Source organism: Limnoglobus roseus, assembly GCF_008254045.1.
Classification (GTDB): Bacteria; Planctomycetota; Planctomycetia; order Gemmatales; family Gemmataceae; genus Limnoglobus; species Limnoglobus roseus.
Map to the genome: position 1 here is coordinate 1,106,249 of NZ_CP042425.1, position 18,716 is coordinate 1,124,964.

The 18,716-nt window shown below is 63.8% G+C and carries 23 protein-coding genes and 1 tRNA gene; 13 read left to right on the forward strand and 11 right to left on the reverse strand.

The annotated features are described in order from the left end of the window. Positions 1-112: 112 nt before the first annotated feature. The 5 genes from PX52LOC_RS04405 (at position 113) to PX52LOC_RS04420 (ending at position 5,369) form a co-directional block, all read left to right on the forward strand. Positions 113-1,324 (forward strand): NPCBM/NEW2 domain-containing protein, encoded by a 1,212-nt coding sequence (locus PX52LOC_RS04405; protein ID WP_149108953.1) that lies wholly within the window; start codon positions 113-115, stop codon positions 1,322-1,324. A gap of 5 nt (positions 1,325-1,329) precedes the next feature. Continuing rightward, the gene (locus tag PX52LOC_RS40205) at positions 1,330-1,500 is read left to right on the forward strand and encodes a hypothetical protein (RefSeq protein WP_168218795.1); all 171 of its coding nucleotides are present in this window, start codon (positions 1,330-1,332) and stop codon (positions 1,498-1,500) included. A 208-nt stretch (positions 1,501-1,708) separates the two neighbouring features. After that, positions 1,709-3,496, forward strand: coding sequence for a S1C family serine protease (locus PX52LOC_RS04410; protein ID WP_149108954.1), 1,788 nt, complete (start codon positions 1,709-1,711; stop codon positions 3,494-3,496). A 122-nt stretch (positions 3,497-3,618) separates the two neighbouring features. Beyond that, on the forward strand, positions 3,619-4,725 hold the full coding sequence (locus tag PX52LOC_RS04415) for a S1C family serine protease (RefSeq protein ID WP_149108955.1): 1,107 nt from the start codon (positions 3,619-3,621) through the stop codon (positions 4,723-4,725). 92 nt (positions 4,726-4,817) lie between these two features. Next, positions 4,818-5,369 carry a hypothetical protein gene (locus tag PX52LOC_RS04420; protein WP_149108956.1) on the forward strand — a complete coding sequence of 184 codons (552 nt, stop codon included), beginning with the start codon at positions 4,818-4,820 and terminating at the stop codon, positions 5,367-5,369. Positions 5,370-5,405: 36 nt separating this feature from the next. Here the strand turns inward: PX52LOC_RS04420 and PX52LOC_RS04425 are convergent, their stop codons facing one another. Next, a complete protein-coding gene (locus tag PX52LOC_RS04425) occupies positions 5,406-5,996 on the reverse strand; it encodes a peroxiredoxin (RefSeq protein WP_149108957.1) in 591 nt (196 codons plus the stop codon). Positions 5,997-6,281: 285 nt separating this feature from the next. On the opposite strand from PX52LOC_RS04425, the gene PX52LOC_RS04430 reads away from it, so the two are divergent. Both PX52LOC_RS04430 and PX52LOC_RS04435 read left to right on the forward strand, forming a co-directional pair. Next, positions 6,282-7,268 carry a hypothetical protein gene (locus PX52LOC_RS04430; protein ID WP_149108958.1) on the forward strand — a complete coding sequence of 329 codons (987 nt, stop codon included), beginning with the start codon at positions 6,282-6,284 and terminating at the stop codon, positions 7,266-7,268. 101 nt (positions 7,269-7,369) lie between these two features. After that, a tRNA-Gln gene (locus PX52LOC_RS04435) sits at positions 7,370-7,440 on the forward strand. On the opposite strand, the gene PX52LOC_RS04440 is transcribed toward PX52LOC_RS04435, so the two are convergent. The 7 genes from PX52LOC_RS04440 to PX52LOC_RS04470 all read right to left on the reverse strand — a co-directional run bounded on the left by PX52LOC_RS04440 (position 7,415) and on the right by PX52LOC_RS04470 (position 12,231). Then, on the reverse strand, positions 7,415-8,713 hold the full coding sequence (locus PX52LOC_RS04440; RefSeq protein WP_149108959.1) for a tyrosine-type recombinase/integrase: 1,299 nt from the start codon (positions 8,711-8,713) through the stop codon (positions 7,415-7,417). The two genes, PX52LOC_RS04435 and PX52LOC_RS04440, sit on opposite strands and share 26 nt — an antisense overlap. A 38-nt stretch (positions 8,714-8,751) precedes the next feature. Then, entirely contained in the window at positions 8,752-8,964 is a 213-nt protein-coding gene (locus PX52LOC_RS04445) for a helix-turn-helix domain-containing protein (RefSeq protein ID WP_246173651.1), read from the reverse strand. 181 nt (positions 8,965-9,145) lie between these two features. Then, positions 9,146-9,619, reverse strand: coding sequence for a hypothetical protein (locus PX52LOC_RS04450; protein WP_149108960.1), 474 nt, complete (start codon positions 9,617-9,619; stop codon positions 9,146-9,148). Beyond that, a complete protein-coding gene (locus PX52LOC_RS04455; RefSeq protein ID WP_149108961.1) occupies positions 9,616-10,557 on the reverse strand; it encodes a hypothetical protein in 942 nt (313 codons plus the stop codon). Before PX52LOC_RS04455 ends, PX52LOC_RS04450 begins: the two co-directional genes overlap by 4 nt. Positions 10,558-10,617: 60 nt before the next feature. Then, positions 10,618-11,040: a hypothetical protein gene (locus PX52LOC_RS04460; protein ID WP_149108962.1), complete on the reverse strand. Its 423-nt coding sequence runs from the start codon at positions 11,038-11,040 to the stop codon at positions 10,618-10,620. Further along, positions 11,033-11,236: a hypothetical protein gene (locus tag PX52LOC_RS04465; protein WP_149108963.1), complete on the reverse strand. Its 204-nt coding sequence runs from the start codon at positions 11,234-11,236 to the stop codon at positions 11,033-11,035. Before PX52LOC_RS04465 ends, PX52LOC_RS04460 begins: the two co-directional genes overlap by 8 nt. A gap of 158 nt (positions 11,237-11,394) precedes the next feature. Continuing rightward, positions 11,395-12,231 carry a hypothetical protein gene (locus PX52LOC_RS04470; RefSeq protein WP_149108964.1) on the reverse strand — a complete coding sequence of 279 codons (837 nt, stop codon included), beginning with the start codon at positions 12,229-12,231 and terminating at the stop codon, positions 11,395-11,397. Positions 12,232-12,545: 314 nt separating this feature from the next. Here PX52LOC_RS04470 and PX52LOC_RS04475 point away from each other — a divergent pair, with 314 nt between their 5' ends. Beyond that, a complete protein-coding gene (locus PX52LOC_RS04475) occupies positions 12,546-12,857 on the forward strand; it encodes a hypothetical protein (protein WP_149108965.1) in 312 nt (103 codons plus the stop codon). 53 nt (positions 12,858-12,910) lie between these two features. On the opposite strand, the gene PX52LOC_RS04480 is transcribed toward PX52LOC_RS04475, so the two are convergent. Further along, positions 12,911-13,642: a hypothetical protein gene (locus PX52LOC_RS04480; RefSeq protein ID WP_149108966.1), complete on the reverse strand. Its 732-nt coding sequence runs from the start codon at positions 13,640-13,642 to the stop codon at positions 12,911-12,913. Positions 13,643-13,866: 224 nt separating this feature from the next. Between PX52LOC_RS04480 and PX52LOC_RS04485 the strand changes: the two genes are divergently transcribed. Further along, positions 13,867-14,217 carry a hypothetical protein gene (locus PX52LOC_RS04485; RefSeq protein WP_149108967.1) on the forward strand — a complete coding sequence of 117 codons (351 nt, stop codon included), beginning with the start codon at positions 13,867-13,869 and terminating at the stop codon, positions 14,215-14,217. Between the two features lie 124 nt (positions 14,218-14,341). After that, positions 14,342-14,650, forward strand: coding sequence for a hypothetical protein (locus PX52LOC_RS04490; RefSeq protein WP_149108968.1), 309 nt, complete (start codon positions 14,342-14,344; stop codon positions 14,648-14,650). A gap of 140 nt (positions 14,651-14,790) precedes the next feature. On the opposite strand, the gene PX52LOC_RS04495 is transcribed toward PX52LOC_RS04490, so the two are convergent. Then, the gene (locus tag PX52LOC_RS04495) at positions 14,791-15,060 is read right to left on the reverse strand and encodes a helix-turn-helix domain-containing protein (protein WP_168218796.1); all 270 of its coding nucleotides are present in this window, start codon (positions 15,058-15,060) and stop codon (positions 14,791-14,793) included. Positions 15,061-15,208: 148 nt separating this feature from the next. On the opposite strand from PX52LOC_RS04495, the gene PX52LOC_RS04500 reads away from it, so the two are divergent. Beyond that, the gene (locus PX52LOC_RS04500; protein WP_149108970.1) at positions 15,209-15,550 is read left to right on the forward strand and encodes a hypothetical protein; all 342 of its coding nucleotides are present in this window, start codon (positions 15,209-15,211) and stop codon (positions 15,548-15,550) included. A 195-nt stretch (positions 15,551-15,745) separates the two neighbouring features. Beyond that, entirely contained in the window at positions 15,746-16,741 is a 996-nt protein-coding gene (locus tag PX52LOC_RS04505; protein ID WP_149108971.1) for a hypothetical protein, read from the forward strand. Between the two features lie 268 nt (positions 16,742-17,009). Here PX52LOC_RS04505 and PX52LOC_RS04510 read toward each other — a convergent pair whose 3' ends face one another. Next, entirely contained in the window at positions 17,010-17,456 is a 447-nt protein-coding gene (locus PX52LOC_RS04510) for a hypothetical protein (RefSeq protein ID WP_149108972.1), read from the reverse strand. Between the two features lie 346 nt (positions 17,457-17,802). Here PX52LOC_RS04510 and PX52LOC_RS04515 point away from each other — a divergent pair, with 346 nt between their 5' ends. Continuing rightward, positions 17,803-18,699 (forward strand): hypothetical protein, encoded by an 897-nt coding sequence (locus tag PX52LOC_RS04515; protein ID WP_149108973.1) that lies wholly within the window; start codon positions 17,803-17,805, stop codon positions 18,697-18,699. The last annotated feature ends 17 nt before the right edge of the window (positions 18,700-18,716 follow it).

An 18,716-nucleotide genomic window follows, 5' to 3' on the forward strand; every position in this document is an offset into this window, starting at 1 on the left:
ACCTTCCTTCGTGCCCGGCGGTTTTCCGCGGCCGGCGCAACGGACCGCTCCCCCGCCCGTGTAAGATTTGGTAAGGTAAACCCGCCCGCATTCCCCATCCCCCGCGTGCGACATGAAGCCGTTCGGTTTGGCCCTTCTCTTCGCGTCGGCTTGCCTCGGCTTCGCCGCCGCCGCCGACATCAGCACGCTCACCGGCAAGAAGCACCAGGGCGAGGTCACCGCCATCAACGACGGCGTGATGACGGTGCGAACCGAGGGCGGGCCGGTCGGCGTGGCGGTGAAGGACGTGTTCGTCGTGGACTACGGCCGCAAGGTCGAGGTGCCGGCGAAGGACGCCAAGTACGACGAACTCGAACTCATCGACGGCTCGGTGATCCGCACCACGGGGTTGCTCATCAAGGGGAAGGCCGTCGAGGTCACGCTACTGCAACCGCCCGGCGAGGTCGCCGCCCCGACGATGACGATCCCGATGGAGACGATCTTCAGCTTCTCCCGCAACGCCGACGACGCCAAGGCACGGCTCGCCTGGAAGAAGGTGCTGTCCGGCCGCGGCAAGCGGGATCTGTTCGTGCTGAAGGTCAATGACGACCTGACCCCGGTGGCCGGCACGGTGCTGACCGGGAACGCCGCCGGCGACGCGATCGAGTACGAAAAGGAAGACGGCGGGAAGGTGACGTTCAAGCTCTCGCGGGCCACCGGCGGCCTCGTGTTCAACCAACCGCCGCGGGGCCAGATTCCGCCGACGTTGTGCAAGGTCATCGACCTGTTCGGCAACACGCTCATCGCCAAGGACGTGCAAGTGACGAAGGCCGGCGTCAAGGTGACGACGGTGGCCGGGGCGGTGTTCGAGTACCCGGTCGCGGCCCTGGCCAAGCTCGACTTCTCGCAGGGGAATATCTCGTACCTGTCGGACATGGAAGCGGTCGTGACCGCCCCGCAGCCGGTGGCCGGCGAGCCGTACTTCACGTACCTGCGGGACAAGAACCAGGACGGCGGGCAACTGAAGCTCGACGGCGTGAGTTACGCGAAGGGCCTATGGGTGTACCCCGACACGACGCTGACGTACAAGCTCGGAGGCGACTTCCGCGAACTGAAGATGCTCGTCGGCATCGACGAGAGCGTGCCGGTGGCGAACAGCACCGCCCGCCTGGTCATCACGGCCGACGGCAAGGAGCTGTTCGCGGCGAAGGTGAGCCGAAAAGACGCGGCGAAGGCGTTAAATTTGGACGTCAAGGGCGTCAAAGAGTTACGGATCACTCTGGAGCGCGACGGCCTCTACCTGGGCAACCAGATCAACCTCGCCGAGGCCCGGGTGCAGAAGTGAGGGCGGTGAGGCGGAAGCCGGTCGCGGTCGGCCTCGTACTGCTGGTGATGTGGTTCGGGTGCTGGGCGGCCACGGTTGTTCCCGGAACGTCGGCGGTCGCGGTGCAGTGGGCCGTTGGCAACGCTCTCGCCTTAGCCGCCGGTGTCGCATTCGGCGTCGCCGGGCGACGCGGATAGTCTCCCAGAAGTAGGGCCGATTCTTATCCCCTCTCCCCCGGCTTTGAGGGGGAGAGGGTTAGGGTGAGGGGGAACACCTTCATCACATGAATGACGGTCTTTGGTGGAAGGAATGCTCTTCCCCCTCACCCTAACCCTCTCCCCCTCAAAGCCGGGGGAGAGAGAGAAAATCGGGTTCGGTCGTCGGTCCTGATTTCCTGAGACACCCATGAAACGCACCCTCCTGCTCCTACCGCTCGCCGCCCTTGCGGGCACGCTCGCCCTGCTGCCGTCGGCGGTCGCCCTCGACGGCGACGTGAAGAAGGCCGAGGCCGAGCGCACGGCCGTCGTCGCGAAGGTGCGGCCCGCGGTCGTCGCGGTTTGTCCCTACGGCGGCGGCGGGCACGGGTCGGGCGTCGTCATTGATCCCGAAGGGTACGCCCTCACAAACTTCCACGTCACCGCCGACGTTAGCCCGGTCATGTCGGCCGGGCTTGCGGACGGCATTCTGTACGACGCGGTGCTGGTCGGCCAGGACAAGGTCGGCGATGTGGCCCTCATCAAACTCGTTCCGAAGAAGGCGGGCACGCCGTTCCCGTTCGTGCAACTCGGCGACAGCGACAAGGTCAAGGCCGGCGACTGGTCCCTGGCGATGGGCAACCCGTTCGGCCTGTCGATGGACTTCACCCCCACCGTCACCTACGGCCTCGTCAGCGGCGTCAACCGCTACCAACCGCCCGAAGGCGGCGGCACGCTGGAGTACACCGACTGCCTCCAGATTGACACGTCGATCAACCCCGGCAACTCCGGCGGGCCACTGTTCAACATGCAGGGCGAACTCATCGGCATCAACGGCCGCGGGTCGTTCGACAAGCGCGGCCGGGTGAACTCGGGCGTCGGGTACGCCATCAGCATCAACCAGATCAAGAACTTCCTCGGCCACTTCAAGGCGGGTCTGGACACCGACCACGCCACGATGGGGGCGACCGTCGAAACCGAGAACGAGGACGGCACGCTCAGCCAGATGAAGTTCGGCACGATCCTCGAAGAGGCCGACGTGTTCCGCCGCGGCGTGCGGGGCGGCGACAAACTCGTCTCGTTCGCCGGGCGGCCGCTGACGAGCACGAACCAGTACAAGAACATCCTCGGCATTTTCCCGAAGGAGTGGCGGTTGCCGCTGACCTACCGGCACGAGAACTCGCGGAAGGAGACGCTCGTCCGGCTGATGGGCCTGATGGACGAGCGGGCCAACCCGGACGCCCCGCCGCCCGGCCAGCCGAAGCAACCCGAACGGCCCGACCCGGCGAAGGAAGCCGCTAAGCGGTCGCCGGCGATGAAGCTGTTCAAGGAGAAGAAGGGCTACGCGAACTACTACTTCAACGAGCAGCAGCGAGACAAGCTCTGGGCGAACTTCCAGAAGCACGGCGACTTCACCGGCGTCGGCGGGGCGTGGGCCGTCGAAGGGACGTTCAACGCGAACGACCGCAAGGGGCCGCTGACGCTGACGATCGCGGATACGACCGACGGCAGTATCGACGCGAAGCTGACGATGAACGTGCCGTTCTCGGTGAAAATGCCGACGGCGAACCCGCTGGAACTCAACGTGCCCGACAACAGCGGCGGGCTGCTCCCGGTTCTGACGCAGTACCGCCGGTTGCTGACGCAGGGTGCCAAGGGGTTCACCGCGAACTTCTCGCACGGCGGCGTCGAGCCGTGCTACCCCCCGCCGGCCGACGGCAAAGAGGTTGACGACTGGGCGAAGCGACGGGTGGACTGCGAAGTCCTGAAGACCAAATACGGGGCCACCGAGTGCAAGTGGTACTTCGACAAGAAGGACCAGAAGCTGATCGCCTGCGAGGCCGCGGTCATCCCGGATTCCGACCCGTGCGAACTGTACTTCGGCGACTACAAGCCGGTGGACGGCCGGCAGGTGCCGCACCGCATCGACGTGCGGTGGGGCGACAAGAACTACGGCACGCTGTTCTTCGCGAAGTTCGAATTCAAAAAGGCGAACTAACCACAGAGGACACAGAGAGCACAGAGAAGACAAAATCGAATAGAGTTTTTTAGATCTCGGTCTTCTTCTCTGTGCTCTCTGTGTCCTCTGTGGTTAATCGGGTTTTCATCGAGAGGATCACAATGCGGTTCGCACTCTTGGTCTCGCTTGTTCTCGCCGCCCCGGCATCGGCGGCCGACCCGTTCGGCACCGTCGCGGAGAAGGTCAACACCCGCGTCGTGAAGCTCTTCGGAGCGGGCGGGTTCCGCGGCGTCGCGAACTACGGGTCCGGCATTCTCATCTCGCCGGACGGGCACATTCTCACGTCCGCCACGCAGATGCTCGACTCGGCCGAGATCGTCGTTCACCTGAGTGACGGCCGCAAGATGAAGGCCGTGCTGCTCGTCGCTGAACCGGAGCTCGATTCCGCGCTGCTCAAAATCAAGGTCGAGGGGAAGAAACTCGACGAGCCGACCGGCCTGGAATTGGACTTCTTCGACTACGACGCGGCCGTGAAGCGGCCGAAGGCCCAACCCGGTGACTGGGTCCTCGGGTTCAGCAACCAGTTCGAGATCGCCATGCGGGACGAGCAGTTCAGCATCCAGAAGGGCGTGATCGCCGCGTACACGAAGATGCACGGCCGCCGCGGCGTGTTCGACTTCCCGTACCACGGCGATGTGTACGTCGTCGACCAGATCACCAACAACCCCGGCGCGGCCGGCGGCCCGCTGACCGACCGCAAGGGCAACCTCCTCGGCCTCATCGGCAAGGAGATCAAGAACACGCTCAGCGAGACGTGGATGAACTACGCCATCCCGGTCGCGGCCGAGGTGGAAGTGAAGGACGGCGACAAGACGGCGAAGCTAACGCTGCCGGACTTCGTGGCCCTCGGCATGAAGGGCCAGTACAAGCCGGTCAAACGGCCGGATGTGGTCGCGAGTATCGGCGGCTACCACGGCATTATCTTCGTGCCGAACGTGCTGGAGAAGACGCCGCCCTATGTCGAGGACACCGTCAGCGGTTCGCCCGCGGAGAAGGCGGGGCTGAAAGCCGACGACCTCGTGAGCTTTATCGACGGGGAGCCGATCTACAGCATCAAGATGTTCCACGACTACCTGAAGCGGACAAAGGCCGGTATGAAGCTACGGCTCGAAGTCCGCCGCGGCGACAATTTGCAAACGGTGGAACTCGACCTCGGTGAGCAGCCCGTAAAGCCGCTGCCGCCGAAGCCGGTCGAACCGAAAAAGTAACGGACCGACCGGGAGCGATCATCCCGTCTCTTCGCCCTTGGCACACCACCTGCTAAGCTGGACGTGAGTTCTCACCCCTCCGAGGTGCCGCCATGTCCACGACTATCGCGCGAGTTTTCGCCACCCGCGAGCGGGCGGAACACGCCATCCGAGACTTGAAAGAAGCCGGGTTCAAAGACGAACAGATCGGCCTGCTCACGAAGAACGCCCACGGCGACACGGTGCGGTCCGACGGGACCGGCCACGAACCGACGACCGAGGCGTCTCAGGGGTTGGCCATCGGCGCGGCGGCCGGGGCGGTCGGCGGGGCGGCGCTCGGGTTGGGCATCCTCGCCGGCGTCGTGCCGGTCATCGGGCCGGTGCTGGCCCTCGGGGCCCTCGGCACGGTGCTGCTGAACGCGGCCGGCGGGGCGGCGCTGGCCGGGATCGCCGGGGCGTTGATCGGCTGGGGCATCCCGGAAGAGGATGCAAAGTTCTACGAGAGTGAAGTGGCGGCCGGGCGATTTCTCGTGACTGTGCGGGTCGGCGACGACCACCACGAAGCCAAGAGGCTGTTGATCCACCACAGCGGCTACGACCGCACCACGGCCCCGACCGACGAGTACAAGGTGCTGCCGGTCCACCAGAGCAAGAACAAGCACTGAAGTGTCGGGCACGCGCGCCGCGCGTGCCCGATTGTTTTACTTCCCCGCCTTCGAGAAGTACTCCTTCGACTCCTTCACGCCGGGCTTGATCGTTGCCTTGCCGGGCTTCCAGTCGGCCGGGCAGACTTCGCCGTTCTTCTCGTAGAACTGCAGCGCGTCGAGGACGCGAATCGCCTCGTCCACGCTCCGGCCCAGCGGCAGGTCGTTGATCGTGACGTGCCGGACGATGCCGGCCTTGTCGACGAGGAACAGCCCCCGCAGAGCGACGCCGTCTTCGAGGAGAACGCCGTAGTCGGTGGCGATCTTCTTCGTCAGGTCGGCGACGAGCGGGTACTTCAGTTCGCCCAAACCGCCCTCGGCGCGGGCCATCTTGATCCACGCTAGGTGGCTGAACTCGCTGTCCACCGAGACGCCGACCACTTCACAGTCGCGCTTGTGGAAGTCCGCGATCCGGTCGCTGAACGCGATGATTTCCGTCGGGCAGACGAACGTGAAGTCGAGCGGGTAGAAGAACAGGACGACGTATTTCTTGCCCTTGTAGTCCGACAGCTTCAGGGGCTTGAACTCTTCGTTGACGACCGCCGTGGCCGAGAAATCGGGAGCTTCCTTCTGAACGTGAACCGCCATGTATGCCACCTCGTGGAATGAGTCGCGCCCGCAGACCGACCGCCGGCGCGATAGTGATTGATTAGTTATAGCCGTGAACCGGAACCAGAGGGGCGATGGATTTCCCGACCGCCGGGATCAAAGCCCGATCCGCGGCGGGCGAACACCCGTCCAGACCCCCTACCCGAACCCTCTCGGCCGGGCTAACTTCTACCAGAGCAGTGAAACCCGCCGGGACCGTGCGGGGTACGTTCACCAGCGGGCGTGTGCCGGACACCGCCGCCACTTTTGCCTCAGGAGGAATTCATGCGTTTCGTTCGCAAGCTGTTCGCGGCGGCCGCCCTCGGCCTCGCGCTGACCGCCGCCCCCGCCGGGGCCGCGGAAGTGGAAAAACTGATCCCCGCCGAGGCGGAATCGTACTTCCAGGTTAACGTCAAGCAGATCCTCGACTCGGACCTGTTCAAGAAATACGCCCTGGCGAACGTCAAGCAAGCCCTCGAAGGCAACGACGCCCAGAAGATGTTCAAGGCCCTCGGCCTCGACCCGCTCAAGGACGTGGACACGCTCACCGGCGGCTTCTGGGGCGACAACCCGCAAGAAATGAAAGCCCTCGTCGTTGTCCACGGGACGTTCGACCCGGAGAAGCTGTTCGAAGCCGCCGAGGCCGCCGCCAAGAAGGACGGCGACAAGGTGGCGATCGTGAAGGAAGGCGAGTACACGCTGGTGAAGATCACCGGCGGCAACCGCCCCGAACCGTTCTTCGTGAGCGTGGCCGACAAGAAGACGCTCGTCGGCGGGACGGACAAGAAGCTCGTCGCCGTCGCGATGAAGGGCTCGGAGAGCGGCACCAAGTCGGGCCTCAAGAAGGAACTGGCCGAACTGGTCGCGAAGATGGACGGCAAGGCGTCGCTGTTCGGCGTGGGCGTGACCAACGGCAAGGTCGGCGACCTGCCCCCGATCCCGGGCATTGACGACCCGGAGAAGTTGAAGAAGCAAATCGAGCAAATGCAAAGCTCGTCGCTGACACTGAAGGTGACGGGCGACGTGGCCCTGGAAATCCAACTGAGCATGAAGAGCGAAGACGCGGCGACGGACTTCGGCACCACGATCGACGACCTGCTCGGCAAGGCGAAGGCCCTGTTGCCGCTCGTCGGCGGTCAGGCCCCGCAGATGAAGCCGATCATCACGGACGTGACGAAGTCGCTGAAGAGCAAGGTCGACAAGAAGGAAATCGTCATCGGCGTGAAGCTGACCGGCGGGGCCATCGGCAAGGCCGCCGGCTCGGACGACTGATCGTTCCCGAATGCGTGAACTGCCCGCGTTCATCGCGGGCGGTTTTTGTTTCACGGGAGGGGTTGATCTTCAGGGACTTGGTCGTTATATTTTTCTGTGATTACCCGGTAGTGTAACGGTAGCACAAGAGTTTTTGGTACTCTTTGTCAAGGTTCGAATCCTTGCCGGGTAATTTGAACATCTGAACAGTACTGGTCAAAAGCTGACAACAGTTGATTTTCAAGCGGTTTTTCACTTCTCTTCGGCTCTGCTGTCAACTCCCGTCCCCTCGTTTCGGCCCCTGACTGCACCGGATTCTGCACCGCCTTGTTCGACGGAAGTTGGAAGGCGTTTGCCCGGTCGATGTCCGCGTCCCGAACTTGCAAATAGTGCTTTTCCGCGACCGCCACGGAGTGGCCCATCCACTTCGCCACGACGTGGGCGGGGAACTCGGCGTTCAAGTCCGTTTCGCAACTGGCCCGCAGGTTGTGAAACGGTCTCGCCCACTGCTCCAACCCGGCCCGGTGGACGAGCTTCAGGAACGTCGTGCGGACGTTCGTGTTGATCCACCCGCGGTCCGTGTTCGACGTCGCCCGGTAGTGGTCGGCCTGCGGGCCGAAGACGACGTACACCGTCCCCGGCGGTGCGAGGTCGAACGCCTCTTCGAGGTACGGCCGGAGCGTGGCCGTGATCGGCATCATCCGGTCGCCCGTCTTGGTCGAATCGACCACCATGCGGCCGGTCGCCAAGTTGACGCAGTCCCACCGGAGCATCAGCGTTTCCGACGGCGTCCGCAACCCGGCGAACCGGGCCAGGGCAACGATCGTGCGCCAGCACGGGTTCGCCTCGTCCATGACCCGCAGGACGGCGTCGACCGGGATGTATTGCTTGCGCTTCGCGTTGTCGCCCTCCCGGCACCGCACCTCGGCGAACGGGTTGGCCGTGATGAGCTTCAGCCGGACTGCGTCCGCGAAGTAGTTCCGGTAGGCCCGGACGCGGCGGTGTATGGTCGTGTCGGCCAGTCCCTTCGCCTGCATGGCCTGCTTCAGTTCCTCGGCGTCGTTCGCGGTAATGCTGCGCAAGCCCCGGTGCGGTCCGAAGGCTTCGATCAGGTTGCCGCACCGCTGTCGGACTTGGGTTCGCGTGCCGGCGCTCCAATCGTGCGAATTCCGTTCGACGTACTCACGCAGGAACTGAGAAAGGGTAGCGGATTGCCGCTCGGGGATGAGGCCCACGGCGGCCAGTTTCGCGGCCAAGTCGTCGCCGATGCTGCCGACCCACACCACCGTTTCCGTGTCCATCGGCAGCTTCGTGATGGCCAGCGCGTTGAGGTGTTCGACCTTGAGCTTGATCGCGTTCGCCACCTTCATCGGCACCGCGCCGAGGCGGACCGACCGCCGCTTCTTGTCCGCCCCCACGAACTGCACCACGCGGTTCCCGTTCGCTTCCGTCGTCACGCTTGCCATGCTCGATCGCCCTCGCTGGGGTAGAAGTAGGGTTCCGGTCACAGGCCGTCGTTCGCCACCCGCCGCACCTCGGCGTCCGGCACGTAGACGAGCCGGCCGATGCGCACGACCCGCAGTTTGCCCGCCTCGGCGGCGCGTGTCAATGACCGTATGGAGAGCGCGAAGAACTTCGCCGCGTCGGCGATGGGCCACGGTTGGCCGGGCAGGCGGTCGGTGGGCATCGGCTTCGAGGGGAGCGCAACAGCGGTCATGGTGTGCCTCGTGAAAGGTCCGGTTGTAGGGTCATGGGTTTAATCGCGCCAGGATCGCGATTACGTGACGATCGCCGTGCGGATGACGTTCTTCCCGTCCGTGGGGTCGATCGCGCATCCTGCACGAAGCCTGAGGGGTTGGCGGGCCAACCTGGCCCGCCGTAATACCGACCCCGTGGGATCAGTCCCCAAAAGCCCCGATCTGCGACAGTTGATCCCGCACGGCCTTCAGCTGCGCCGGCGATGCCCGGTCAGCAACCCGCTGTGCTTCCCGGGCGGCGAATTCGGCCCGTTCCTTTTCCTTCCGCCGCCGATCCAGGATCATGGCAACCTCGGCCGCAAGCTTGGTCATCAACTGACCGCTGAACTCAAAGCACTGCATATTGGTCGGCGAGAGCATGGAATTCATCACCGTGATCGCGTCGTCCACCGCCAGCCCGTGCCGATCAATCCAGACGCTGAACCTCGCCGTCAGCGGCATCGCGGACTCCAAGCCCTTCAAGTGCTGGTTGCAAACCCACAGGTTGAGCGCCGCCGTGCGGGCCTCGGGCGGCAGCGCAAGTAACGGCCGCTTCACAAGGTCGCGGTAGTCCTGCATCGACAGGCTCAGCCGAGCCGCAACGGTGGTTTGTGTTCGAGCCAGTGCTTCACTCATATCGCCCCTCCGAATGCGTCCATCATGTAGCTCGCCAATCGCTCATCCTGAGCGTCGGCCCGGCTTTGAAACCCTCCGCGGCGAGCATCCGGAGGCGGGCCTTCCACCGACCAACGGGCGAAGTTCTGCCTGAGCTTCGCCACACAGTGCCGCGATTCCGCGGCGTAGAACGGATCGTCGTCAGCGAAGAATCGACCGAGGATCACGCCGAGTTTGACCGTGTCGCCCTTCACGAGCTTCAGAATCTGTTGCAGGAGTAACGTCTCCTTCCCGTAGTCGAACGGGTACGACTCGCCGTATCGCCGCTCCCAACGCCCGCAGAACGCCCGGCGAAGGTCCGCGTCGATGCCGGTCGGCTCCTTCTTCGGCTTCGTCGTCGTGGGTGGCGTTGGGGGCGGGGAGACGATCGACGGCGGTGGCAGACTCACGCCCGCCGCGTCAGCGGTCAGTTCCGAAGGAACTGAGGTATTACTCTCTTCTCTTCTCTTCTCTAGTCCCGATTTTGTCCCGTTCGCACCGGGACATTTCGGGGACAGATTCGGGACAGATTCGGGACACCGCCGCTGCCGCCGCTTCTTGGTCGCGTCGGAAGCCCTTGTCTTCGCGCTAGTTCCGTTGTGGCGGGCGAACTGCGGGAAGACGACCCGGCCGGCCGCTTCGATGACGAGCCAGCCGACGCCGGGGGCGGCCATCGCCTCGGCGAGGCCCGGCAACCCGGTGATCGCGTCGAGGAACGCGCACGCCTTGTCCCCGACGCACAGGGACACGTTGTCGGCCGTGTCGGCGTCCGCGTCGGTGGCGTTGTCGTCGCACCACTCCCACAGCACCATCAGCCGGCCGGCGATCTCGTGCCGGTCCCGACCGAGGGCGGCCGACAGGACGGCCACTTCCCGCCGGCTCGCCAGACCTTTCGTCCACTTGATCCAGTCGCCCGCCATTCGTCACCTCGGTACGGGGATGGGCGGCCCGCAACGGTTGCGGGCCGTGAGCATCGGGGGTCAGTCGGGGAGCGTGACGGCGGACGTGTCGCCGAAGAGGGAGGGTTGCGCGACGGGACCGCGGCGGGCCGGCGGAGGGGTGGGCGCGTCGGCGGGGTTGGCCGCCAGCCAAGCTTCCGCCTTCGCTCGGTCGATCAGCCGCCAGCGGATGACCGGCCGGCCGTGGGCCTCGGCCCGCTCGGACTCGGCGTACCCGTTCTTGGCGATGATGCCGGCCTTCGCCAGCTTGAGCGGCACGGCCCCGAAGAACTTGGGATCGACGTCGGTCGGCACCGCCACGGCGGCGCGAACGTCGTCGATCGTCGCCGTGCCCTCGGCGAGCAGGCGACGGAGCAACACGCGGCGGGCGTGCCGGATGAGCCGTTCGCGCCGCTCTTCGAGCAGCGTATGGGCGGCGGCCTTAGTAGCGGTGGCGTTACGCATGGCGCACCGCCTTCCCACCGTGCCGAAGAGCCGGGGCGTCCTTCGCGAACCGGACCGAGATGCCGGCCTCTTCAAGCCACTGGCTTGCGAGGGCGGACATGGTCTTGTCACCAGTCTTCTTGGCGGCGATGAGGATCGCAATCAGGCAGGGCGGATCGCTCGGATGTGGTAGGCCGGGTTGGGTACAGGCTGCCATTCGGCACCTCCTTTACCCTACCGGCGGTTGTGCAATTACAGGAGGAAAATGATTTGCACAAGGGGGCAGAAACGGCGTCGGATGACTAGAAATCCCGGCGAAAGCAAAATCCCAAAAAACCACACACTGTGTGCGAATCGGATTCGCACACGGCTAACTTACCTCTGTCCTTTGTCGGACTGGCGATCGATGGCATCTCGCTTCGCTGTCTCCTGAAGGGCTGCGATCTGTTTCCAAGCCTTTGTTCGCACGACGGAGGAATGATGGCAGCCGATCTCCTCTGCGATTTGCTGACACGTCCATCCCTTCGCGGCAGGTTTTTTCATGACGAGGTCGTAAACCTGCGCGTTGACGTTCTTGCCCTTGCTGCCGCCCATTGATACCGATTTCGCCTGAATCTTGATCCCGCCGCTGTCGGAGTTTTCGATCGAGGCTGCAATTCGGGTCTCTGCAAAGGCGGCCGCGGATTCGCGCTTAACCAACGGGAGTAGCCGGCTAAGCCGTGCCGTCAACTCGGCAATGTATTCATCCGGGGCATTGTCGTGGAATTCCATCCAAGTCTGTCGCAAGACGTTGTCGGCTTGGCTTTTGATCGACGTCTTCCTTATTTCTTTGAAACCTGGATAGTTGACAAACATCTCTGCATTCCGACAGGAACTCATCAAGCATACTAACCGCGCCTCGCTCGAAGTGCCGACCGCCGCCTCATGAGCCGATGCGGCATGGTGGTGTGAAACACCACACGCGACAATGTCCTCTATCGGTACCGCAGCCCGACGAAGGGCAGAGAGATGCGTAGTAAGTTTTGAGTCACAGTTCGTCAAAGCGGTTGTCAGAGCCATCAGCCGCGTTACCAACTCGATGTGTTGCTGTTCAAGAGTTGCATGCAGGGACTTCTTGGCAATCAACTCCCGCAGGTGTTGAGCAGAGTAGAGTGCAGATTGGGCAAGGAAAACGGCACCAACAACTGTTTCATTCGATTCTGCAAACGACATGGCATTCACCCGGAACGTCCAGCCGCTCGGCCGATGCCTTCCCGGGTGGTGAAGGCATCGGCGGAGCGCGTTGGGCACGTCGGAAGCTACTCGCCGCGCCGCCAGACCTTGTCAGCATCGGACACGGCCGGCGCGAAGTGAAGCGGATCGCGCCACCCGTGACGGCCTTCGCTGCAACGATCGCCCGCACGTCCGGCAAACTCGGCTCAAGTGTACTTTTGTTTCGTACGATACAAAATCAATCCGGCGGGTAGGAACGGCCGTCCCAGGCGGCGTTCCTCGCCGAAAGGAAGTGCCCTCAACGGATGCGCATCATGAGCAACGAGCCCCAGCCGAAGTACCTCAAACCGTCGCAAGCCGCCGCGCATTGCTCGGTGTCTTCGAGGATGATCAACCACTGGATTCGCAAGGGCGTGCGGATCGAAGGGCGGCTCATCAAACTCCGCGCCGTGGCGTTCGGCGACCGGTTCCGCGTCACGATGGAGGATCTGGAGTTCTTCCGCGACGAGTGTACGCGGGCCAAGCTCGGCGAACCGGAGTGGCCGCCGCCGGAGACGGACAGCGAAGTCGAGCGGCGGTTCCGACGGGAGAATGAAGAGCTTCAGCGGATGCTGGCTGAGTGGTAAAGCCGGCGGGGTGCGAACGCAACACCGGCCGGCCTCCGTTCCCCCGCAGACAATCAGTGGAGAACTAACGCATCCGCGCCGAGGACGATCTGAATGATGTCCAGGTTGTCCAGGCCCTGGAAGAAGTCTACCGGCTCGTCGGTGTTCGTCTGCTGTTGCACCTCGACGATCATCGTGTTCCGGACGTCGTCGTCGCTCATTGCCTTCAACGCCGCGTCGTCCCGGATCTTCGCCTCTCGAAGGAACACGAGCGCCGCGCCCGCCCCGCCCAAGGTCCGATCGCTCATCGCTTGGTAGTGACTCACGGGCTGGTTCGAGAGTCCGGCCAGGGTCACGATCAGCGTGTTCCGCTGGTCTTCCGCGCTCATGGCGAGCAGTTCCGCCATCGTGCGAAACCGGCCGACGAGCAGCGCGCCGCGGATGAACGAACGGTCACTTCCCAGCCCCAAGAGGGCGAGGTTCAGGTCCGTCATCCCCTGAAGCGTCGGGACGGGGATGCCGGTCTGGGCGTGCATCGCGACGATGAGCGTGTTCCGCACGTCGTCGTCGGTCATCGCCTGGAGTTCGGCGTCGGTCCGGCCCTTGGTTTCCCGCAGGAACGTGCGCGCCGCCCCCGTGCCGCACAGGTCCCAGACGTTCATCGCTTGGTAGTGCGAGACGGACTGGTTCGACAGGCCGACGAGGGTGGCGATGAGCGTGTTCCGCTGCCCATCATCGAACATATGGTTCAACTCGAACTGCGTGCGAAACCGACCGGCCAGCAGGACGCCACGGTAGTAGGACATGGGATTCCTTGAAGTCAGAGTGAGACGTGTCGATCGGGGAGTGGCGGGGCGAGAGGGCCGCACCGTTCTCCCACCCGCCTTACGGCCCATCCCGCCGCGTGGATTCTTGCGCCGCGGTTGTCGGCCGAAAAATGCAAGTGGTCCGCAACCGACCTCGACGCGGCTCAGGGCAGCATGATAATCGGCAGCGGTCTATATCCGTGCGGTGAACGGAAGGAGTGCTCTTGGACGAGATCAAAGCGAATGAGCCCGATCTGATGTCGCTGGCCGAGGTGGCGCGACGGTGCAAGGTGGCCATGATGACGGCGAGATCGTGGCCGAAGGGCATCCGCGTCGGCGGTGAGATCGTGAAGCTCCGGTGCGTCGTCATCGGCACCCGGGTACGGGTGTCCGAAGCGGACCTGAAGCAGTTCCAGGTGGACTGTCACAAGGCCATGTTCGGTGAGGAGCCGACCACGGTCGAAACGCCGGCGCAATTTGCTCGGCGTACTGAGGAAGATATTCGACAGGCGAGGATCTTGTTAGGTGACGATCCGAACTCGCTACCGCGGCCACCTCGCAAGAAGCGGGCATAGAAAACAGGGGCCGGCGGCGCGCCGGGAGCGTCAGCCCGCGCCTGCTCTGCGTACTCGACCTGAACGCGCTGACCGGGTTAAGGCTGGAGACTGCGTCGTCCCCTGCGAACAAAAAGGAATTCCCGTGCACGAGACTAACGAGATTGTGCCTCCCGACCTGATGTCGCTGGCCGAGGTGGCCCGACGGTGCGGGGTCGCGCTGATGACGGCCCGCTCATGGCCCAAGGGAATCCGAGTCGGGGGACAGATCGTTCGCATGGAGTGCTACGTCATCGGCACCCGGTGCAAGGTCAGCGAGGAACAACTTCTCCAGTTCCAGGCGAACTGCCACAAGGCGATGTTCGGCGACGCGCCGCCGATGCAGGAGACCCCGTCGCAAGAGCAACGGAGAATTCAAGCCGCTTGCGAGCGCGTTCGGAAGATGCTCTCCTGACGGCGAGACAGAATAACCAGCGTTTCCCGATTCCGCGGCGAGAGACATCTTGATTGGCGGGCGGGCCTCGCTACCCCCTCATTAGATCAGAGTCCATGGCCGGGATCGCGCCTCACGATTCCGGCCACTTCCCTGGCGAATCACTTCTTGGCTTTTGAGCTCTTGGGCGGCTTCACGCTTGCCGCAGACTTTGCCTCGGCGCCGAGAGAGCCAAGGAACTTGCGGAAGTGGTTGCAATCAACTCCCAGCGCATCACACAAGTTCAAGTACACATCCGCCCCTAGCCGTGCACGGTCACCCTTTTCGAGCTTCGAGACGAAAGTCTGAGTTACGCCGATCTCGTCTGCAAGGGCTTGTTGGCTCACTCCTTTTGCTTCGCGCAATTTTTTCACCGCTTCGCCGAGTGACATGTCGCCTCCGATTTTTAGTACCATAGTCTTGACATCAAATAAGACTATGGTACTATACCCTCACAACGATCCATCAGCAACCGGAAACGTCAGCCGAACGGAGTCACTCCACCGGCCGCGTCGAAGGTCTGTACCGAAGGAGCCGAAGATGAGCGTCCTGGACATCGTCACCGGCCAACTGCCCGCCTCGAAGTCGCACGCGGCCCGTCGGTGGGCGTTCGTCCCGACGAGCGAGCCGACGAAGCCGGGGCTCGGCACGCTGACGATCGTGCAGGGGAAACGCGACCTGGACAGCTACGGGATCGACGTCGAGGCCGGCGAGGTGCTGTTCTGCAAGCTCGACGCGGCGGCCGACGTGTACGGCGTGGCGTGCGACCGGGCCGGCCGTCCGGTGAAGTGCACGTGCGACGGGTTCCACTTCAAGAGGACGTGCAAGCACTGTGACGCGGCGAAGGAGTTGATCCGCGAAGGGCTGATCGCGGCCCGCTGAAGCCACCGGTGGCCGCCACGGACGGCGGTCGTCGGCAACCCGGCCGCACGACGCGGAACCGGCCCGACGCTCGGCGGCCCCGCACGGATCGCGGGGTGCGCCGTTGTCTCAACCCCGTTCACCAGAGTTGCCCGGCGGAAGTTGCACCTTCCGCCGGGCGGGTGAGTCCCTTAACCCCGTTCGGAGAAAGAACCCATGACCAGCGTAACCGAAGCCCCGACGACCGGCAACGCCCCGACCGCGACCGACGCGGCGGGGTTGCTGCGGATGATCCGCGAAGTCGTGCACAACGGTGCAACAACCTACGCCCTGATGCAGGAACTGCGGCGACTCGTCGACCCCGAAGCGTTCGACCGGCTCGTGGACGATGAAGTTAACAACGAGATGAATCCGCCTGCCCTGGTGGACGCGCCGGCGGTGTCGGTCGGCTTGCAACCGCCGGCCGTGATCGACGTGCTGCGCTCCGCGGACGGCGACCCGGAACCCCTCATCACCGCCTGCCACACGATCCGGGACTTCATCCAGACGCTCAACGGGTGGGAAGTCGAGGAAGATGCCTTGGCCGCGATGACTGCCGTCGGGTTGCTCGAACGGACGGCGGCCCCGCGAACGCCGACCACGGCGCAAGTCGCGATTCCCGCGGCGGCGAAGGTGGAACCAGCCTCGGCCGAGGATGCGCCGGAAGTCGATGACGCCAAGGAAGAGGATGCAGACGAGGACGATGCAGAGGATGCGCCGGGCACGCGGACGTATCACGTGTACTACGTCGCCGAGGCCAACCGCCGTCGGTCGGCACGGTTGGACGTCGTTGACGACGAGATCGAGAGTGGATTCCGGGACCACTACCACGGCATCTGTGAGGATCCCGAACATGTCGGCACGCTGACGGTCAACGCCAACGCCTTACGGTTCGAGATCGAGGCCGAGGCGATGGCCGCGTTCGGCGAGCACTACGGAGACAGCGGGCGGCCGGCATCCGTCCGATTCTGCGAGGCGATGGAGTGGGACCGGATCGTCGGCGAGGTGGCCGTGATGCTCCTGACGTGGCCGAGGTACGCCCCGCAGACACCGGAAGGGTTGGCCGAAAACCCCGGGCCGGCCACGGCGGAAGCGATCGCGGCGGCCACGGGCCGGAGCGTGCTAGATGTCCGGGAAGCGATCGCGGAACTGCGGAAGCAACCGGTGGGGTAAACGCCGGCGGCTCATTCTCTTTCAAGCGGCACAAAAGCGGGGCTGTTGGGCACCGTACCCAACAACCCCGTGTGTCATCAGTCCTTCACTGTATGCTTCGGTGTGAAGGCCAACTGAAGGGCGAGAGTCGAGAACGCCAACGCGCCCCCGCCACAAATCGGGCTGAAGGTGTTGCTCATGCTGGAAGCAAAAACATAACCCGGGAACGCAATCACGCCCACCAAGCAAGCGAGGTTGCGTACCCATACGGGTACGGGATGTCGGGGGTTCACTTCTTACCCCCCTTCGACTTTAATGCGGGTTCAATCGCCTTCGCCACCTGTTCCGCGGCATCCATCGCGGATTTTGCGTCCTGTTCCAAGTCATCAGCGATTCGTTTTAAGAGTTGGGGTAGAAAAGAGGCCGACAGTAATTTGGTCGCTCGATCGCATTCGCCCCACGGCTTACATGTTCCGGCTGACTGATCAGTGCCTTCCCATACCACAATCCGGAATTTGCCCTCCCACCGATCGTAGCCTACTGACGTAATGTCATCCGGTCCGTCAAAAATGTCTGGTGATCGTTTGATTTCAACGTAGGTGGAAACGCCAACGCCATTCTGGGCAAGAAAATCCTCAAGGTCTTTGATGACACATATAAGTGAATCAGATGCCTTGTTGAGAGTCGTGGCAAACGATGTGATTCGATCCACGGATTGCTTGAGCGGGTCACTCATGAGAGTGCCTTTCTGGCCGCTTGACCGTGCCTGCTAGGCTAGTAAGTTGGCCGACCCCGCTACAGGGTCTTTCGCCGAGAGTACTCCCCTTGACAGAACCATTATAGCACACTGTCCGACACACGAGTACTTCGCCGCTGCAAGGCCCGACCGCATTGCGGTACGAAGTGCGCCTGGGAAGTAGCACGGCGGCGTGAGACGCAGTCCCTTTTGACGGACGACCAGCGGTAGTCCATCTGCGAGGCAGTGCTGAACGGGCCGGGGAGTGATCCCCGGCCCGTTTCGTTTTACCGGGGCAGCGAAGCGCAAGAACGGGTGGATTCACCTCCCCACCCAAGGCCCAGCCATGTCGATCACGGTGTACGAAGTCCCCGGCCGGTCGTTCGAGACCGACCCCGACGGGTACGAGTCGGGCTCCCGGAAGTGGAAGGTCGTGTGCGACACGCTGAACCCGATGGCCGCGGACATCGCGACGGCCATCGGCGTAAACCACTACGACGCCCACCCGCAGCGGCCGGCGTGCATCGCCCAAACAATCAAGATGGCGCAGCAGGAGAGCGACGGCGTCGTTTGGGTCGTCGAAATCCCGTACTCGTCCAAGCCGTTCCAGGCCAGCCCGCAACCCGACGGCACGCAACTGCGGCCCTCCGACTCGAAGAACCAACTCCAAGCCCCGGAACTCCGGCCGGCCGTCTGGTCGTTCGACCGGAAGGAGTTCATGCGCGTCGTTGAGTTCGACGCCCTCGCTTCCGCCCTCCGGATCGAAAACTCGGCCGGCCAGCCGTTCGACCCGCCGCTCCAGGTGCCGGCGTCGAACATGATCATCCGCGTCGAGTTCTACCGGGCGACGATCAACATCGCGGACCTGCGGCTGTTGTGGGACACGATCAACGACGCGGCCTGGCAGGGGTTCCCGGCCCGCACCCTGCGGGTGAACGACCTGAGTGCCAAGAGCACCTTCGAAAAGGCCGGCGACAGTGGCCTCATCTCGTACTGGACGATCACCCTCGAACTGGAACAGTCGAAGAAGCCGTGGAACCCGACCAAGGTCCGGGACCGCGGGAGCGTCGAAGCGATCGTCCAGGACGGGGTCACGATCTACCGCCAGATTCGCGGCGGCGGCGGCGACCCGATGGTCGCGGATCTGAACGGCAATGGCCAGCGGACGCCGGCCGGGGCCGGTCCGACGTACCTCGTGTTCAACCTGTACGAGCAAGTCAGCTTCACCGACAAGTTCTTCTAACCGCCGGCCCCGCCGCG

What these genes read in the sequence shown, in the direction of transcription:
- PX52LOC_RS04415 (WP_149108955.1), top strand. Translation starts at nt 3,619, where the DNA reads ATGCGGTTCGCACTCTTGGTCTCGCTTGTTCTCGCCGCCCCGGCATCG.
- PX52LOC_RS04475 (WP_149108965.1), top strand. Translation starts at nt 12,546, where the DNA reads ATGAGCAACGAGCCCCAGCCGAAGTACCTCAAACCGTCGCAAGCCGCC.
- PX52LOC_RS04505 (WP_149108971.1), top strand. Translation starts at nt 15,746, where the DNA reads ATGACCAGCGTAACCGAAGCCCCGACGACCGGCAACGCCCCGACCGCG.
- PX52LOC_RS04460 (WP_149108962.1), bottom strand. Translation starts at nt 11,040, where the DNA reads ATGCGTAACGCCACCGCTACTAAGGCCGCCGCCCATACGCTGCTCGAA.
- PX52LOC_RS04410 (WP_149108954.1), top strand. Translation starts at nt 1,709, where the DNA reads ATGAAACGCACCCTCCTGCTCCTACCGCTCGCCGCCCTTGCGGGCACG.
- PX52LOC_RS04515 (WP_149108973.1), top strand. Translation starts at nt 17,803, where the DNA reads ATGTCGATCACGGTGTACGAAGTCCCCGGCCGGTCGTTCGAGACCGAC.
- PX52LOC_RS04500 (WP_149108970.1), top strand. Translation starts at nt 15,209, where the DNA reads ATGAGCGTCCTGGACATCGTCACCGGCCAACTGCCCGCCTCGAAGTCG.
- PX52LOC_RS04465 (WP_149108963.1), bottom strand. Translation starts at nt 11,236, where the DNA reads ATGGCAGCCTGTACCCAACCCGGCCTACCACATCCGAGCGATCCGCCC.
- PX52LOC_RS04420 (WP_149108956.1), top strand. Translation starts at nt 4,818, where the DNA reads ATGTCCACGACTATCGCGCGAGTTTTCGCCACCCGCGAGCGGGCGGAA.
- PX52LOC_RS04495 (WP_168218796.1), bottom strand. Translation starts at nt 15,060, where the DNA reads ATGTCACTCGGCGAAGCGGTGAAAAAATTGCGCGAAGCAAAAGGAGTG.
- PX52LOC_RS04445 (WP_246173651.1), bottom strand. Translation starts at nt 8,964, where the DNA reads ATGACCGCTGTTGCGCTCCCCTCGAAGCCGATGCCCACCGACCGCCTG.
- PX52LOC_RS04440 (WP_149108959.1), bottom strand. Translation starts at nt 8,713, where the DNA reads ATGGCAAGCGTGACGACGGAAGCGAACGGGAACCGCGTGGTGCAGTTC.
- PX52LOC_RS04425 (WP_149108957.1), bottom strand. Translation starts at nt 5,996, where the DNA reads ATGGCGGTTCACGTTCAGAAGGAAGCTCCCGATTTCTCGGCCACGGCG.
- PX52LOC_RS04450 (WP_149108960.1), bottom strand. Translation starts at nt 9,619, where the DNA reads ATGAGTGAAGCACTGGCTCGAACACAAACCACCGTTGCGGCTCGGCTG.
- PX52LOC_RS04510 (WP_149108972.1), bottom strand. Translation starts at nt 17,456, where the DNA reads ATGAGTGACCCGCTCAAGCAATCCGTGGATCGAATCACATCGTTTGCC.
- PX52LOC_RS04405 (WP_149108953.1), top strand. Translation starts at nt 113, where the DNA reads ATGAAGCCGTTCGGTTTGGCCCTTCTCTTCGCGTCGGCTTGCCTCGGC.
- PX52LOC_RS04480 (WP_149108966.1), bottom strand. Translation starts at nt 13,642, where the DNA reads ATGTCCTACTACCGTGGCGTCCTGCTGGCCGGTCGGTTTCGCACGCAG.
- PX52LOC_RS04455 (WP_149108961.1), bottom strand. Translation starts at nt 10,557, where the DNA reads ATGGCGGGCGACTGGATCAAGTGGACGAAAGGTCTGGCGAGCCGGCGG.
- PX52LOC_RS04430 (WP_149108958.1), top strand. Translation starts at nt 6,282, where the DNA reads ATGCGTTTCGTTCGCAAGCTGTTCGCGGCGGCCGCCCTCGGCCTCGCG.
- PX52LOC_RS04470 (WP_149108964.1), bottom strand. Translation starts at nt 12,231, where the DNA reads ATGTCGTTTGCAGAATCGAATGAAACAGTTGTTGGTGCCGTTTTCCTT.